Origin of the sequence: Gordonia oleivorans (assembly GCF_040044975.1) — a bacterium.
In the GTDB taxonomy this organism is placed as follows: Bacteria; Actinomycetota; Actinomycetes; order Mycobacteriales; family Mycobacteriaceae; genus Gordonia; species Gordonia oleivorans.
In genome coordinates this window covers 207,180-220,982 of sequence record NZ_JBDZDI010000005.1, presented here as the reverse complement: position 1 = coordinate 220,982, position 13,803 = coordinate 207,180, and the positions used below count along the sequence as shown (strand labels likewise).

The 13,803-nt window shown below is 68.2% G+C and carries 13 protein-coding genes and 1 pseudogene; 10 read left to right on the top strand and 4 right to left on the bottom strand.

Translation table 11 applies throughout. The features are described 5' to 3' along the window. The first annotated feature begins 9 nt into the window (after positions 1 to 9). Positions 10 to 1,210 (top strand): annotated as a pseudogene (locus ABLE92_RS10905) (4-hydroxybenzoate 3-monooxygenase). Here ABLE92_RS10905 and ABLE92_RS10900 read toward each other — a convergent pair. Continuing rightward, positions 1,188 to 1,976, bottom strand: coding sequence for an arylamine N-acetyltransferase family protein (locus ABLE92_RS10900; protein ID WP_348804775.1), 789 nt, complete (start codon positions 1,974 to 1,976; stop codon positions 1,188 to 1,190). The pseudogene ABLE92_RS10905 and the gene ABLE92_RS10900 sit on opposite strands and share 23 nt — an antisense overlap. Positions 1,977 to 2,005: 29 nt before the next feature. On the opposite strand from ABLE92_RS10900, the gene ABLE92_RS10895 reads away from it, so the two are divergent. Further along, on the top strand, positions 2,006 to 3,136 hold the full coding sequence (locus ABLE92_RS10895; RefSeq protein ID WP_348804774.1) for an LLM class flavin-dependent oxidoreductase: 1,131 nt from the start codon (positions 2,006 to 2,008) through the stop codon (positions 3,134 to 3,136). A 293-nt stretch (positions 3,137 to 3,429) separates the two neighbouring features. Here ABLE92_RS10895 and ABLE92_RS10890 read toward each other — a convergent pair whose 3' ends face one another. The 3 genes from ABLE92_RS10890 to ABLE92_RS10880 form a co-directional block, all read right to left on the bottom strand. Then, the gene (locus tag ABLE92_RS10890) at positions 3,430 to 4,350 is read right to left on the bottom strand and encodes an endonuclease/exonuclease/phosphatase family protein (protein ID WP_348804773.1); all 921 of its coding nucleotides are present in this window, start codon (positions 4,348 to 4,350) and stop codon (positions 3,430 to 3,432) included. Positions 4,351 to 4,443: 93 nt separating this feature from the next. After that, entirely contained in the window at positions 4,444 to 5,394 is a 951-nt protein-coding gene (gene mshD, locus ABLE92_RS10885) for a mycothiol synthase (RefSeq protein ID WP_348804772.1), read from the bottom strand. A 6-nt stretch (positions 5,395 to 5,400) separates the two neighbouring features. Next, positions 5,401 to 6,189 carry a winged helix-turn-helix transcriptional regulator gene (locus ABLE92_RS10880; protein WP_348804771.1) on the bottom strand — a complete coding sequence of 263 codons (789 nt, stop codon included), beginning with the start codon at positions 6,187 to 6,189 and terminating at the stop codon, positions 5,401 to 5,403. A gap of 183 nt (positions 6,190 to 6,372) precedes the next feature. On the opposite strand from ABLE92_RS10880, the gene ABLE92_RS10875 reads away from it, so the two are divergent. The 8 genes from ABLE92_RS10875 to ABLE92_RS10840 all read left to right on the top strand — a co-directional run bounded on the left by ABLE92_RS10875 (position 6,373) and on the right by ABLE92_RS10840 (position 13,565). After that, positions 6,373 to 7,338, top strand: a complete 966-nt coding sequence (locus tag ABLE92_RS10875; RefSeq protein ID WP_348804770.1) for an LmeA family phospholipid-binding protein — start codon at positions 6,373 to 6,375, stop codon at positions 7,336 to 7,338. A gap of 348 nt (positions 7,339 to 7,686) precedes the next feature. After that, a complete protein-coding gene (locus ABLE92_RS10870; RefSeq protein WP_348804769.1) occupies positions 7,687 to 8,526 on the top strand; it encodes a sulfurtransferase in 840 nt (279 codons plus the stop codon). A 2-nt stretch (positions 8,527 to 8,528) separates the two neighbouring features. Continuing rightward, entirely contained in the window at positions 8,529 to 8,834 is a 306-nt protein-coding gene (locus ABLE92_RS10865; protein WP_348804768.1) for a DUF1416 domain-containing protein, read from the top strand. A gap of 359 nt (positions 8,835 to 9,193) precedes the next feature. Continuing rightward, positions 9,194 to 10,363, top strand: coding sequence for a hypothetical protein (locus ABLE92_RS10860; RefSeq protein WP_348804767.1), 1,170 nt, complete (start codon positions 9,194 to 9,196; stop codon positions 10,361 to 10,363). 338 nt (positions 10,364 to 10,701) lie between these two features. Then, entirely contained in the window at positions 10,702 to 11,376 is a 675-nt protein-coding gene (locus ABLE92_RS10855) for a heme-binding beta-barrel domain-containing protein (protein ID WP_348804766.1), read from the top strand. Between the two features lie 9 nt (positions 11,377 to 11,385). Continuing rightward, positions 11,386 to 11,718 (top strand): hypothetical protein, encoded by a 333-nt coding sequence (locus tag ABLE92_RS10850; RefSeq protein WP_348804765.1) that lies wholly within the window; start codon positions 11,386 to 11,388, stop codon positions 11,716 to 11,718. Positions 11,719 to 11,886: 168 nt separating this feature from the next. After that, entirely contained in the window at positions 11,887 to 12,369 is a 483-nt protein-coding gene (locus ABLE92_RS10845; protein ID WP_348804764.1) for an ABC transporter ATP-binding protein, read from the top strand. After that, positions 12,366 to 13,565, top strand: coding sequence for a DUF6297 family protein (locus ABLE92_RS10840; RefSeq protein ID WP_348804763.1), 1,200 nt, complete (start codon positions 12,366 to 12,368; stop codon positions 13,563 to 13,565). Before ABLE92_RS10845 ends, ABLE92_RS10840 begins: the two co-directional genes overlap by 4 nt. The last annotated feature ends 238 nt before the right edge of the window (positions 13,566 to 13,803 follow it).

Sequence of the window (13,803 nt, the reverse complement as noted above, 5' to 3'; positions counted from 1 at the left end):
TTCCACGCCATGTCCGCACCATCTCAACGCTGCCAGGTGGCCATCATCGGCGCCGGACCCGCGGGGCTCGCACTCGGTCAGATGCTCGCCCCCCAGGGCATCGACGCCGTGGTTCTCGAGGCTCGTTCCGAGGAGTACGTTCGCGCCCGCGTCCGGGCCGGCGTCATCGAGAACACCACCGTCGACATCCTCACCGAACTCGGTGTGGCCGATCGGCTGCATCGGGAGGCGCTGGTGCACAACGGATTCTATCTGCGTTTCGACCGCACCACCCATCGTCTCGACTTCCACCGCTTCGACGGCCGACATGCCTACGTCTACGGGCAGGCCGAGATCGTGGCCGACCTCATCGACGCCCGCACGGCGGCGGGATTACCTCTGGTGTTCGAGGCGCAGGATGTGCAGATCGACGGAATCGATTCTGCAACAAGCGAGATCACCTATGTCGTCGACGGCGAACCGCAACGCCTCGTCGCCGACATCGTCGCCGGCTGCGACGGCTTCCACGGCGTCACCCGCACCTACCTTCCCGCAGACCGTTCGCACCCTGGAACGGGTGTATCCGTTCGCCTGGCTCGGCATCCTGGCCCGCACCACGCCGGTGACCGAGGAGGGGATGTACTGTGCGCATCCCGACGGACTGTCGGTGCACAGCATGCGCGGCACTCACATCACGCGGCAGTACCTCCAGGTTCCGGCCGACACCGACCTCGCCGACTGGCCCGACGACCGCATCTGGTCGGAGCTGAAGCGGCGCAGCGCTTCCGACGATCATCCGGAACTCGAGACCGGCGAGATCTTCGATCGCAGCCTGGCACCGCTGCGCAGCGTCGTCACCGAACGCATGCAGACCGGGTCGCTGTTCCTGCTCGGCGATGCCGCCCACATCGTGCCGCCGACCGGGGCGAAGGGACTCAATCTCGCGGTGTCGGATGCGTGCGTTCTCTCCCACGCCCTCGGACTGTTCTACCGCACCGGCGATCGGTCCGGGCTGGAGGCCTATACCGACACCGCGCTGCCACGAATCTGGCAGGCACAGAACTTCTCCTGGACACTGACCTCGATTCTGCACCGCTTCACCGACGACCCCTTCGACTGGGAGTTGCGTCGGGCGCGACTGCAGCGGTGGGCCGAGTCCGACGCCGAACAGCACGGCCTCGGTGAGGTGTATCTGGGCCTGCCGTTCCCTACTCCGTGGCGGGCCGCGTAGCGAACTGCGCGACGCCGAGCGGCATCTCGGCCAGATCGACGCCGAAGTCGCGGAGACACACGTGCCGCGCCGCGGCCGGATCGAGAATCGACTCAGTGCGGTGCTCACCATTGGTGATGATCAGCCGGAAGCGCCCGGGCACGTCGGTGTCGGTGAGTGTCCGGCGTCCGTCGCCGTCGGGCAGTGTGCAGATCAGTGAGCGGGTGAACCGCGAGCGTGGAGAGGTACTGTGCCACCACGCCATCGCCTCGAAATCGGCGAGGGGACGAGGGTGCGACTCGAGAACGTAAGCAGCAGAACCGACGTCGACGCGGCGGTCGCGCTCCGATGCGAGGTCGACCGGGCGGCAGACGCGCTCGCCACCGAAGCCCACGTCGACCAGCAGGGTAGCGCCGTCGACGGTGACGACGACGGCCATATGCCCCAGGGGCGGACCCGGTTGCCCACCGGCGTCCACGCGCGCGCCGATCACCCGCGCCTGCAGGCCCAGCGCCCGCAAGGCCATGGCCAAAAGCCCGTTCAGCTCGTAGCAGATCCCGCCGCGCCGGCCGTCGACGAGTCGTGCCACGATCGCCGACTCCTCGGACTCGACGGGAATACCGCGGTGGATGTCGAGATTCTCGAAGGGGACTCGTGCGTGTTGCGCGGCGGCCACCTGCGCAACCAACTCAGCACCGCGCGAGGTGGGGGCGTCGATTCCGATCCGGTCGAGATACGCGGGCAGCGAGAACACCGCGCGAGTTGTCTCGGGTCGCGTTACATCCACCTCAACAGGGTAGGCTACCCTCACTAACCATGGGTCCTGAGGTCTTCTGGTACATCAATCCGACCGACGGCGACGTGCCGTGGGAACCGTCGCTGCGCGTCGAGCCGACCCTCGAGGTGATTCGGCACCAGGCCCAGACCCTGGACCGCCTGGGCTTTTCCGGCGCACTCACCACCGCCCGCGAACCGATCGCGCTGGTGCCCGGCACCGACAACCTGCGATTCCTCATCCCGGTGTACCCGGGCGTCAAGCCGCCGGCGCAACTCGCCGAGGAGGCCCAGGTCTTCGACCAGTACTCGGGCGGGCGACTGATCTTCAACCAGGTCAACGGCGCCGACCCGGTGCTCGCGCGGTACGGGCGCCGCGAGTCCAAGGCGGAGCGGTATCGGCTGTCGGCGGAGTACTGGCGGCAGGTCAAACGGCTCTACGCCGACGAGACCGAGGCCTACGACGGCGAGTTCTTCTCCTACGGCCCGCGGTACAAACCGGCCATCCCCGGTCCGCGGCAGCCCGGCGGCATCGAGGTGTGGGGCACGGGCGCCTCCCCGGAGGGCATTTGGCACGCCGCGGAGGTGCTCGACGTCTACCTGTCGTTCATGGCTCCCCCGTCGGAGTTGACGGGACTGTTCGACCGGGTCCGGGCCGCCGCATCCGAGCGTGGCCGCACGCTGCGGTTCGGCGTGCTCGCCAGCGTCATCGTCCGGGAGACCGACGACGAGGCGTGGGAACGGTTCGAATCCCAGTTGAGCAGGACCCGACCCGAAACCGTCCTGGCCACCGCCGACCGCAACCTGCGCAGCTTCGGCTTCCCCGGGCTCGGCGAGATCTCCAGCGACGACCCACAGGTGCAGGGCCGCATTGACGCCCTGCGCGCCGGACGCATCCCCGGCCGAGAGCTCCTGGAGTACGCACCGAATATGGCTGCCGGTCTGACCACCTGGACCGCCGCCGAACCACCATTCGACATCGCGGGCAAGGGCACCGGAACCTACTTCGTCGGCAGCGCCGGGAACGTCGCGGCCACCATGAATTCACTCGCCGAACAAGCAGGGATCGACATCTGGATTCTGTCCGGCTGGCCGCTGGCCGCCGAGGCCGAGATCGCCGCCGACCTCCTGCTCCCGCTGTTGAGAAACCCGGCGACCACCGCGGTGGCCTGAGCGTCCCCGCCTGCCGGCCGAGCCACCCATTCGCCGGTCGAAGCGCGAGGAGCCCCCAGGGCGACGAGCCTCGAGACCACCGCAACCCGACAACCCAACCAGCCCAACACCTCCCAGCCCCACCCCACCAGGCCTCGACACGACCTCCGTTTCGACGGAGCTCAACGCGGCGGCTAACGCTCCGGTCGGCTCGACCAACAAAGTAACCTCACCGGCGCTTCGGCTCGACCAACGAAAAGCCCACCTCGATCAACGAAAAACGCTGCGAACCTGCGCAACCCGCCGATCGAGCCCTACCGCACCGTCGCCACCACACCGCGGTGATCGGAGCCCACCAAGGTCACCGTGTGCATGGACGTGGGTTGCAGACCGCCGCGCGTCAGCACGTGATCGATGGTCAGTAGCGGCGGAATCGCCTTGTCCGCCGGGTAGGTCGGCACAAAACCGGCACCCACCACCTCGGCGGCGTCGAGCAGATCCGGCGACGTGTCGGGTCCGTATCCGGCGAGCATCCTACGGAACGGCCGATGATCCCAGGTGGAGTTCATGTCAGCACCGACGATCGTCGGAAGTGCCTCGGCCGCAAGGATGTCGGATAGTCGACTCATCTCGAGATCCCATCGCCACGCGGCCTCCGGCCAGGGCGGCAGCGGATGCAGCGCGTACACCGCAGTGCGGCCGTGGCCGGGAAGGTCGGTTTCCGCGCGCACATTCCCGAGGCGGAAACCGTCGAGTACGCGCCCGTCGACGAGTGGATACTTCGAGAAGATCCCGACACCCCGGCCGTCGGGCAACGCATGGGTGAACGAATACGGCAGCGCCACAGCGAGATCCGACACTTCGATGCGATTCAACGCACCCTCGGTGAGTTCGACGATGGTCAGGAGGTCGACGTCCTCGGCCCGTACCGTCGAGGCCAGCGACACGATGTCGGCCTGACCGAGGTAGATATTCGCCTGCATGACAACCAGATCGGAGTCCGCCGCGGACGACGCTCCCACATAGAGCGGCGCCTGCGTCACCACGCCGGCCGCCACCACGAGCGCCGCAATGCCCGCGACGATCCACCGCCGCGCAAGCAGCAGCACGACGAGTCCGACGACGCCGACGACCACCAACACCGGAGTGAAGGCGGCGACGCGGCTCGCCGTCGAACTGACGAACCCGGAGTAGTGCGCGAACACTCCTGCCGCGCAGGCGAATACCGCCGACATCCCCACGACGGTGGCCGCAGCTCGCACCAACCTCCGACCCCGCGGTCCCGGTGTCCCCCGACCCGGCGGCGCGCCACCGACGCCCACGACCGGTCAGCCATAGGCGACGTCGATGGCGTGCCGCCCGAATCCCAGCCGCTCATAGGTACGTAAGGCCGCGGTGTTGTCGCCCTCGACGTAGAGCATCACGTCGTCGATGCCCCGGTCGGCGAAGTAGTGCAGTCCGGCCAGCGTCAGCAACCGGCCCAGCCCACGACCCTGCGCGGCCGGATCGACACCGACGATGTACACCTCGCCGAGTGTCGGGCTCTGCGTCTTGGTCCAGTGAAATCCCAGAAGGGTGTCGGGAGCGGCGGTGTCGAACGCCAGGAACAGGCCGGCCGGGTCGAACCAGTCGGCCTGCACCCGCTCGGTGATCTGTTCGGGCGCCCAGCCGCCCTGTTCCGGATGCCAGGCGAAGGCGGCGTTGTTGACCCGCAGGATCTCCGGGTCGTCGGCCGGCCCGGCGTAGGTGCGCAGCTCGATATCGGCAGGCACGACGAGCGGATCAAGTCTCGAGGCGCCCGAGACATCCGGCCCGCTCACTCCGTACCCGGCGCCGCCGGTACGCAACAGTTGCAGCAGCTCACGGCGTCGGGAAAGACCCATGGCCTCGGCCAGCGCCTGCGCGCCGGGAAGATCGCCGTGGGCCCACGCCCGGGGTGCTCCGTCGGCATCGAGTTCGCGTGCCGCGGCGAACGCCACCTCGAGTAGCGCCCGACCGTGTCCCCGACGCCGGAGCTCCGGATCGATGACCGCCTCGATCATCGCGGGCTCGTCGTCGCGTCCGGGCGTGATGTTCGCGTACCCGGCCGCCGACACGACGTGGCGCACGCCGGGGGTGCCGTCGATCGCGTGCACAGCCTGTTCGGACAGCGGCGCCACCCCGTCGACCTCCGCTGCGGCGGCCACCAGACGACGCGCATGCGCCGCGACCTGCGGGGACACCACCTCGCTGACGGTCGGCTCATCCGGAATCGTCGTATCGCCGAACGGTGATGTCACTGGTGGTCAGCCTCCCGTGGCACTGATTTCCTCGTCTGCGGGTTCAACGGGTTCGTCCTCGAGCAGGTCCGGACCGAGGTCGTCGTCGAGGTCGTCGACCGTGGTGTCCGGGCCGCCGGCGCGTCCACGGCTGGGCCGCACCGCCTTGTAGCCGACGTTGCGGACGGTACCGATGAGCGATTCGTGGTCGCTGCCGAGCTTGGCCCGAAGCCGCCGCACGTGGACGTCGACGGTGCGGGTGCCGCCGAAGAAGTCATAACCCCACACCTCCTGCAACAGTTGCGCCCGGGTGAAGACCCGGCCCGCGTTCTGCGCGAGGTACTTCAGGAGTTCGAATTCCTTGTAGGTCAGATCCAGTGGCCGCCCACGCAGCCGCGCGGTGTAGGTGCCCTCATCGATCACCAGCTCACCCAGCGTCACCTTGCCCGACGCCTCTTCGGCGGTCACCCCGCGGGTGCGCATGACCAGCAATCGCAGTCGCGCGTCGAGTTCGGCCGGTCCGGTTGCCGGCAACAGGAACTCGTCGAGCCCCCAGTCGGCATTCACCGCCACCAGCCCACCCTCGGTCAGCACGGCCGCCACCGGCACCGCCGAACCGGTGCTGCCCAGCAGCCGGCACAGGCCCCGGGCCGCGGCCAGATCCGTCCTGGCATCCACGATGGCAACGTCGGCGTTGCTCGCCTCCATCAACGACGACACCTCTGTCGGAGCAACCCGTACCGTGTGCGCGAGCAGCGCCAACGACGGCAGAACCGACTCCGGATTGGGATCGGCGGTCAACAGTAGGAGATCCACGCAATACTCCGATCTTCCTCAGTCGCGCCCGAAGCACCTCTCGTCCCCGCGGCGAGTGACCCCGGGGGCATTCTCCCCCGTTCGGCCACCTCGACACTGAGGCGAACGATCGGTCGCGCCGACGGCTCGGCATGTTTACTCCGCCTTACCAACATGTGCGCGACAGGTGACAGAATAGCCGCAATGTCGCGCTCTGCTGTTAACAAGGCCGACGCGGACGCCGTGAACTCGGACGATTCGCCCGCCGGGACGCCGGCTCGTCGGCTGCGGCGCACCGTGATCGTCGCCGTCATCGTGGCGCTGGTGATCGTCGTCGGCGCCTTCGTCACCGACACCGTGGCCGCGAGCCGCGCCGAGCATCGGCTGTCGACGTCGCTGGCCACCGCACCGGGCATCGAGTACCGCCCCGAGGTCACCCTCGGCGGGTTCCCGTTCCTACGCCACGCCACCGACGGCGAGTTCACCGGCATCGTCATCACCGCACGCGGAGTACCCGTGTCCGGGTGCACGTATCCGCAGGCACCGGACTGTTTCGCCGAACTCGGCGCCACCCTCGGCCCGGTCACCGTCGACGACGGCTTCGACATCGGCCCGACCGAGGTGATGCGGACGTCGTCGGTGACCGCGTATTCGCTGCTGAACTCGGTGAACCTGGGCCGGATGCTGGGCATCCTCGACCTGAGCGTCAACACCCCCGCGACCCCCGACCGCGTCGGCGGGGGCGGTCCGCAGTTCGGGAATCTGGAACGCAGCACGGGCGTCGTGCTCACCGGCACGGTCGCGCTGCCGCCGTCGTCGGCACCCGAGCCCGGCGGCGTACCCGACCCGACGCGGGCCCCGTCGGCGTCGGAGTACCCCGGTGCGCACACCAGGGTCAGCGTCACCGTCGACCTGTCGGTCGTCGACGGCAGACTCCATCTGCAGGCCACCGGCTTCTACACCGGCCCCGAGGAACACGTGGTGTCCGCGGAACTGTCCGGCGATGGGGCACAACAGATGCGTGACGCCGTGCTCGACAGATTCACCCGGACCCTGCCGCCGCTGCCGATGCCGTGGGATCTGCCCGCCACCGGCGCGCACAGCGCCGGCAGCGACATCATGCTCACCGCCGAGTCCGGCCCCCGTGACCTGCGGCCCGACCGGTTCTGATCACCGCGACCGCAGACCACCGACGCGATTGCGGTGCGGCCGGGGCGCTGTTGTACCCTCGTGGGCATGCAACAGCGCCGTGAGTTCTTGCTCACCCGCCGCCGGGCGATCGACTTCTGTCGCGTCGCCGACTGTTGCTGTCGCTGTACACGGTGATCGTGGCGCATCGCGCCGGCACGCTCACCTATCGATGACGGTCGGCACGGCGCACATTCTGTGAGCTCTGGGCGACCAACGCGCATCGAGCGTTGTGACCGTCATCGTCCGCCGAAGTCTTCGGCAATCCGACGCCGACGCCTTCATCTTCATTTCCCCTATCCCACACCCATGTATCCGGGAGGAAAATCCATGGCACGTTCCGACGTCCTGGTCAGCGCCGATTGGGCTGAGCAGAACCTGCACACCGACAAGGTCGTCTTCGTCGAGGTCGACGAGGACACCAGCGCCTACGACGGCGGCCACATCGAGGGCGCGGTCAAGATCGACTGGAAGACCGATCTGCAGGATCCGGTCCGTCGTGACTTCGTCGACCGCGAGCAGTTCTCCAAGCTGCTCTCCGAGCGCGGTATCGCGGGCGACGACACCGTCGTGCTCTACGGCGGCAACAACAACTGGTTCGCCGCCTACGCCTACTGGTACTTCAAGCTCTACGGCCACCAGGACGTGAAGCTGCTCGACGGAGGCCGCAAGAAGTGGGAACTCGACGGCCGTCCGCTGTCGACCGACGCCGTGAGCCGTCCGGTCACCGAGTACAAGGCCGCCGACCCGGACAACACCATCCGCGCCTTCCGCGACGAGGTCGTCGAGGCCATCGACGTGAAGAACCTGGTCGACGTCCGTAGCCCCGACGAGTTCTCCGGCAAGATCCTGGCGCCGGCCCACCTCCCGCAGGAGCAGAGCCAGCGTCCCGGCCACATCCCCGGCGCCATCAACGTGCCGTGGAGCAAGGCCGCCAACGAAGACGGCACCTTCAAGTCCGACGAGGACCTCGCCACGCTGTACGCCGAGGCCGGCCTCGACGGCGAGAAGGAGACCATCGCCTACTGCCGCATCGGCGAGCGTTCCAGCCACACCTGGTTCGTGCTGCAGGAGCTGCTGGGCCACAAGAATGTGAAGAACTACGACGGCAGCTGGACCGAATACGGTTCGCTGGTCGGCGTTCCGGTTGAACTGGGAGAAGGAAAGTAAGTATGTGTGCTGCACCCAAACAGGGACAGAAGCTGCCCGCGGGCGTCGACGTCGAGAAGGAGACCGTCCTGACCGGACAGGTCACCGACGGCTCCGGTAGCCCGGTGGCCGGCGCCTTCGTGCGGTTGCTGGATTCGACCGGCGAGTTCACCGCCGAGGTCGTCGCCAGCCCCACCGGCGATTTCCGTTTCTTCGCCGCCCCCGGCACCTGGACGCTGCGTGCGCTCAGCTCGGTCGGCAACGGTGACGTCACCGTGAGCCCGGAGGGCCCGGGCGTGCACAGCCACGACATCACCGTCGCCAAGTAAGGCTGTCCCGCAAGACAATCGAGGCCCGGTCACCCTGGTGGTGACCGGGCCTCCGTCGTTTCCGGGGGCCGTCGTCACCCGCCCCGCCGCCCGAGGAGAAAGTGGGGGAAGAGATCTCTTCCCCCACTTTCTGCTGTTTCCGGCAGAACTTTCTGGGGGAACATCGCGCACCCGGGGGAGGAAGATTCCTCCCCCACTTCTGGTGTCCCCCATTCGTGCGGCACCCGTTGGTCCGATCGGACGATTCTTGCGCCCGCCCCCACGTCCGCGGCCGCCAATTCCCCTTGCGCCCGTGTTAGCTTCACCTTCCATACGTGAAGAATCCGGCCGTTCGCCGGCACTGGAAGGTTATCGGTTCGATGGTACAACTCTGGCCGAATTCTGTTCGCACACACAATGATCCGACATCCGACCGGATCACCGGCCGACTCGCGACCCGCGCCCTGCGTCGAGTCGCGGCCGTCCTGGCCCTGGTATTCGCCGCGGCCGCAACACAGATCGCGCCGCCCGCGCACGCCGCACCACCGACCTTCGCGCAGTTCGCGAGCCGCGACGTCCTCGTCGGCACCTTCTTCTCCAGTGACGCCGACCTGACCGACACCATGTATTACTCCACCGATGGCAAGAAGTTCACGTACCTGTCGACGCCGTACCGTCGCGGTCAGAACCCGATGAGCGACCCGTCGATCATCTATCACAACGGCTACTTCTGGATGCTGTCGAACTGGCCGCGCAAGGACGGCCGCTTCTGGCCGATGATCGGGGTGTCGCGGGATGGCAAGAACTGGGCGAGACCCGAAGGGCGACAGTTAATCAACGGCCTCTACGCCGGCATTCCGCTGACCTCGGCGCCCGGCGGCCGCGACATCGTCGCACCGGATTGGTACCGCGCCGCCGACGGCAGCATCTACATCGTGTTCACCGCCGGATACTTCGGGCACTTCCGCGGCCAGGTCGGCGCCGACCGCATGACGCCGTATGTGGTGCGCGTCAACCAACTCGACGTCAACGCCGCCGGCCGCGGCCGTGGCGTTCCGCTTGGGAAGAACATCGTCTTCAACGCCGGGCCGGCCAATCGCATCGCCCTCAATCCGGGCGCCAAGGACCGGATCGACGGCTCGTTCTTCGAGCGCGGCGGCACCAAGTACCTGACGATCAAACGCGACGGCACCTGTAACGAGGTGTGGCGTTCGGGATCGTTCACCGGGCCGTGGCATCGCGACGTGGCGTGCGCGGCGAATGTGCAGGAGGGGCCGAGCATGACTCGCCTCGGCGGCACCTACTACCTCTACACCGACAAGATCTACGGTGGTCGCGCGATCTACTACTCGACGGCGCCGTCGCCGAGTGGGCCGTGGTCGAATCCGACGCCCATCACCACCGCGGGCGGCCCGGGCCGCACCCGGCACGGCACCGTCATCCGCCTCGACGACCGCAACGCCAAGTGCGCGGTCTACCGGATGGCGTACGGCCCCGGCTGCACGTTGACGACCGGCGTTCCCGGCATCGGTGGGCTGTTCGGCAGCTGACGGGTCGGCCGACGACGACATCGGACCGAGGAGAAAGTGGGGGAAGAGATCTCTTCCCCCACTTTCTGCTGTTTCCGGCAGAACTTTCTGGGGGAAGATCGCGCACCCGGGGGAGGAAGATTCCTCCCCCACTTCCGCACACACCCGACGCCACCCGCCGCGCACAAACCCGGCGAGTGATCCACGTTGCACTCGGTCGGTCCGAGGACGGTGCGCAACACCGCGAGAGGTAGACTCCGACCCGTGGTCCTCTTCTTCGAAATCCTCCTGGGTCTGGCCTCGCTGCTGATCGTCTGGTTCGCGCTGTACGTCATCTACCGCCTGGTCAACGACGAGTCGTGACCCTCCCTCCCGAGGAGTCACAGCCCGACGGCACCGGCGCCGACGCGCCTCGCCGGTCGGGTGACGAGGCGATCAGTCAGGCCGAGGCGCGGGCCGTCGAATCCGGCAGCCGCGAGCGCAACGTCCCCACCTGGGATGACCTGCCCCTGCCGATCGACACCTCCAACCTCCGCGCGGGCCCCGATCTGCATCCGGGTCTGCTCGGACTGCTGCCGCTGGTCGGCGTCTGGCGTGGGGAGGGCGAGGCCCGCAACCCGCACACCGGCGACGAGTACCACTTCTCACAGCAGATCGTCGTCAGCCACGACGGGCAGAACTTCCTCAACTGGGAATCACGCTCGTGGGTCATCGACGAGGACGCCCACTACGTGCGCCCCGACCTCCGGGAGACCGGTTACTGGCGGATCGGCGACGACGACACCATCGAACTCCTCCTGGCCCACGCCGAGGGCTGGGTCGAGGTCTTCTACGGTCAACCGCTCAATCAGACGTCGTGGAATCTGACCACCGACGTCGTCATCAAGTCGGCGACCGGACCGCATGCCGGCGGTGCACGCCGACTCTACGGTCTCGTCCCCGACGGTGACCTCGCCTACGTCGAGGAGCGCGTCGACGCCGACGGCGACTTCGTCCCGCGCCTGTCCGCCAAGTTGCGACGTCACGTCGGATAACCACCGACGATGGTCCGCGACCACACCGGCGCACCGCGATCCCTGCCCGTCTATCTGGCATTGATGTGGCTGCCGGTGCTCGCCGATCTCGTCTTCGGCGAGACCTCACCGACCCTGTTCGCATCGGTCGTGGCAGCGGTCGTCCTCGCCGGTGGCGCCCTGTCACCGCAGACCCGGCGGCTGATGGCCGTCGTCCTCGCCGCCCTGCGGGTGCGGCTGCAACGGATACCGGCACCCCTCGACGCCAATCAACCCCGACGACGTCGGGGCACCACCATCCCTCGGGAGCTGATTCTTGTTCTGCGCGTAGGCGATCCACGCGCACCGACGCTCGCGGCCTGATCCCCCGCCACCGTCGAACACCATCTAAAGGATCTTCCCCATGCTCTCCATTCGCGGAGCGCGCCGTTCACACGGCGCGCAAACCCTGTTCACCGACCTCGATCTCGACCTACCCGCCGGCCACTGCGCGGCGATCATCGGCCCAACGGGTGCGGCAAATCCACCCTGTTGCGCTGCGTCATCGACGACGACCGGCTCGACGCCGGCACCATCGACATCGCCGGGATGCGCCCCGACGAACGGTCGCCCCGCTTCCGGGAACTCGTGTCCGCCGACACCGGTGAACAGGCGGCGTTCTTCGACGTCACCCTCACCGAACATCTCGAACTGCTGGCCCGCGCACATCGCCTCGAGGATGCCGACGTCGAGAACGCCCTCGCCGACGCCGGACTCGCCGACCTCGCCGATCGCTTTCCACACACGCTCTCCTCGGGTCAGCAGCAACGCTTCGCGCTGGCCGCGGCGCTGTTACGACCGGCGTCGCTGCTCGTCCTCGACGAACCGGAACGTGCACTCGACCTCGCCGGACAGGAGTGGGTGGCCGAGCGGATCGTCGAGGCGAAGAACGACGGGAAGGCCGTTCTGGTGGCCACCCACAGCCCGACCCTGGTGCAGCGGTGCGCCGACGACGTGGTGGACCTCGGCCGATGAGGATTCCCGACCTGCGCCTGGGGTGGATGCGCCGGTATGACTTCTCCTGGTTCGAGCTCATCTTCTGTCTGGCCGTACTCGGCGGTTTCGCGAGCTGGCTCCTGACCCCGGCACGAGTGTCCCACGTCGCGACCCTGACCGGCGTCGCAGCGACCCACCCGACCATCACCCTGTGCGTCATCGTCGCGGCGATCGCGGTGGGTGCCTACCGCTGGACGGTGGTGTGGGGTCCGGTCCGGGTCGAGGGTGCGATGGTGCGCTGGCATTTATCGGGGCCGGGGCCCCGCGGGCCCGAACTGGCCGGCCGGCTGGGCGGCATCGTCATCACCGTCGTCGCCGGATGTACCGCGGCGGGAGCGCTGCTCGGGCTGCTCGCACCCGATTCCCTGGTCACCGTGGTCGGCGTCGCGGCCGGACTCGGGCTCGTCGCGGCCATCGGCGCGTACGGCACCCAGGTCGTCGCCGACCGGCGCCACGGTTGCGCACCTCCCCCGATCTGGCAGTGGTCGCCGAATCGGTTGCACCGCAGCACGATCGCACCGGCCGACGGCTACGCCGGTGCGCTCGGACTGGCCGCGAGCATGATGGACTTCACCTGGATCACCGACGCCCGGATCGTGCGGTGGCAACGGGGTGCGACGTCGACGAGGACCCGGCGCCTGCACCGAAACCCCTATGTTGCTTTGGCGCAGATCGACTTTCGACGACTGCGACGTCACCCCGACGGCGTGCTGCGCGCGCTGATCTGCATCGCGGTGCTGGTCGTTGCGCCCCAGGTGGTGAGCATCGCGCACGCCGCGACCGCCGTCATCGCGGTGCTCATCTTCTGCGCGGGCAACGCGGTGGCAACAGGTCTGCGCAACGCCTCCGAGAGTGTCGCGACCCGGCGCGCACTGGCGCTGGATGACCGTGGAATCACACTGGCGCACATGGCCGTTCCCGGATCGGCGATACTCATCGCCGCCGCCGCGGCCGCCGTTGCCTGGTCACTGACACCGGCCTCGGCGGTGATCTGCTTCGTGGGATGCGGAGTCGCCGTCCTGCGGCGGGGCACCCGACCACCGCTGCCGTACGACGCGCCGGTGGTCACCGAGTCGGTGGTCACCGGCGCGGCGACGCAGCCGCTGCTGATCGCCGCCCAGGCGCGCGGGATGGTTGCGCTGATCGTCACGGCCGTCGCCGCATCGGTGGTGTGACTCCCTCCCGCAGCATGGGCGGCGGTCATTCGGCCAGACGACCCGGCCCACTGGCCGGGTCGGCACCGGCTGGGTAAGGTGTCGCCGATGACCGAATCGGGGAGTCACCACGCCAATCCGTACGCGCCGCCGTAGCCGCAGGCCGGGCAGTACCCGGCGAATCCTGCCCATCCCTACCCCGCCTACGGCGCCCCCGGTCCCTATCCGGGCCAACCGCCCTACGGACCGCCCGCCACCA

Coding starts and splice junctions, on each gene's coding strand:
- ABLE92_RS10895 (WP_348804774.1), top strand. CDS start 2,006: ATGGGTCCTGAGGTCTTCTGGTACATCAATCCGACCGACGGCGACGTG.
- ABLE92_RS10865 (WP_348804768.1), top strand. CDS start 8,529: ATGTGTGCTGCACCCAAACAGGGACAGAAGCTGCCCGCGGGCGTCGAC.
- ABLE92_RS10890 (WP_348804773.1), bottom strand. CDS start 4,350: ATGTCGGCGGTATTCGCCTGCGCGGCAGGAGTGTTCGCGCACTACTCC.
- ABLE92_RS10840 (WP_348804763.1), top strand. CDS start 12,366: ATGAGGATTCCCGACCTGCGCCTGGGGTGGATGCGCCGGTATGACTTC.
- ABLE92_RS10875 (WP_348804770.1), top strand. CDS start 6,373: ATGTCGCGCTCTGCTGTTAACAAGGCCGACGCGGACGCCGTGAACTCG.
- ABLE92_RS10870 (WP_348804769.1), top strand. CDS start 7,687: ATGGCACGTTCCGACGTCCTGGTCAGCGCCGATTGGGCTGAGCAGAAC.
- ABLE92_RS10860 (WP_348804767.1), top strand. CDS start 9,194: ATGGTACAACTCTGGCCGAATTCTGTTCGCACACACAATGATCCGACA.
- ABLE92_RS10850 (WP_348804765.1), top strand. CDS start 11,386: ATGGTCCGCGACCACACCGGCGCACCGCGATCCCTGCCCGTCTATCTG.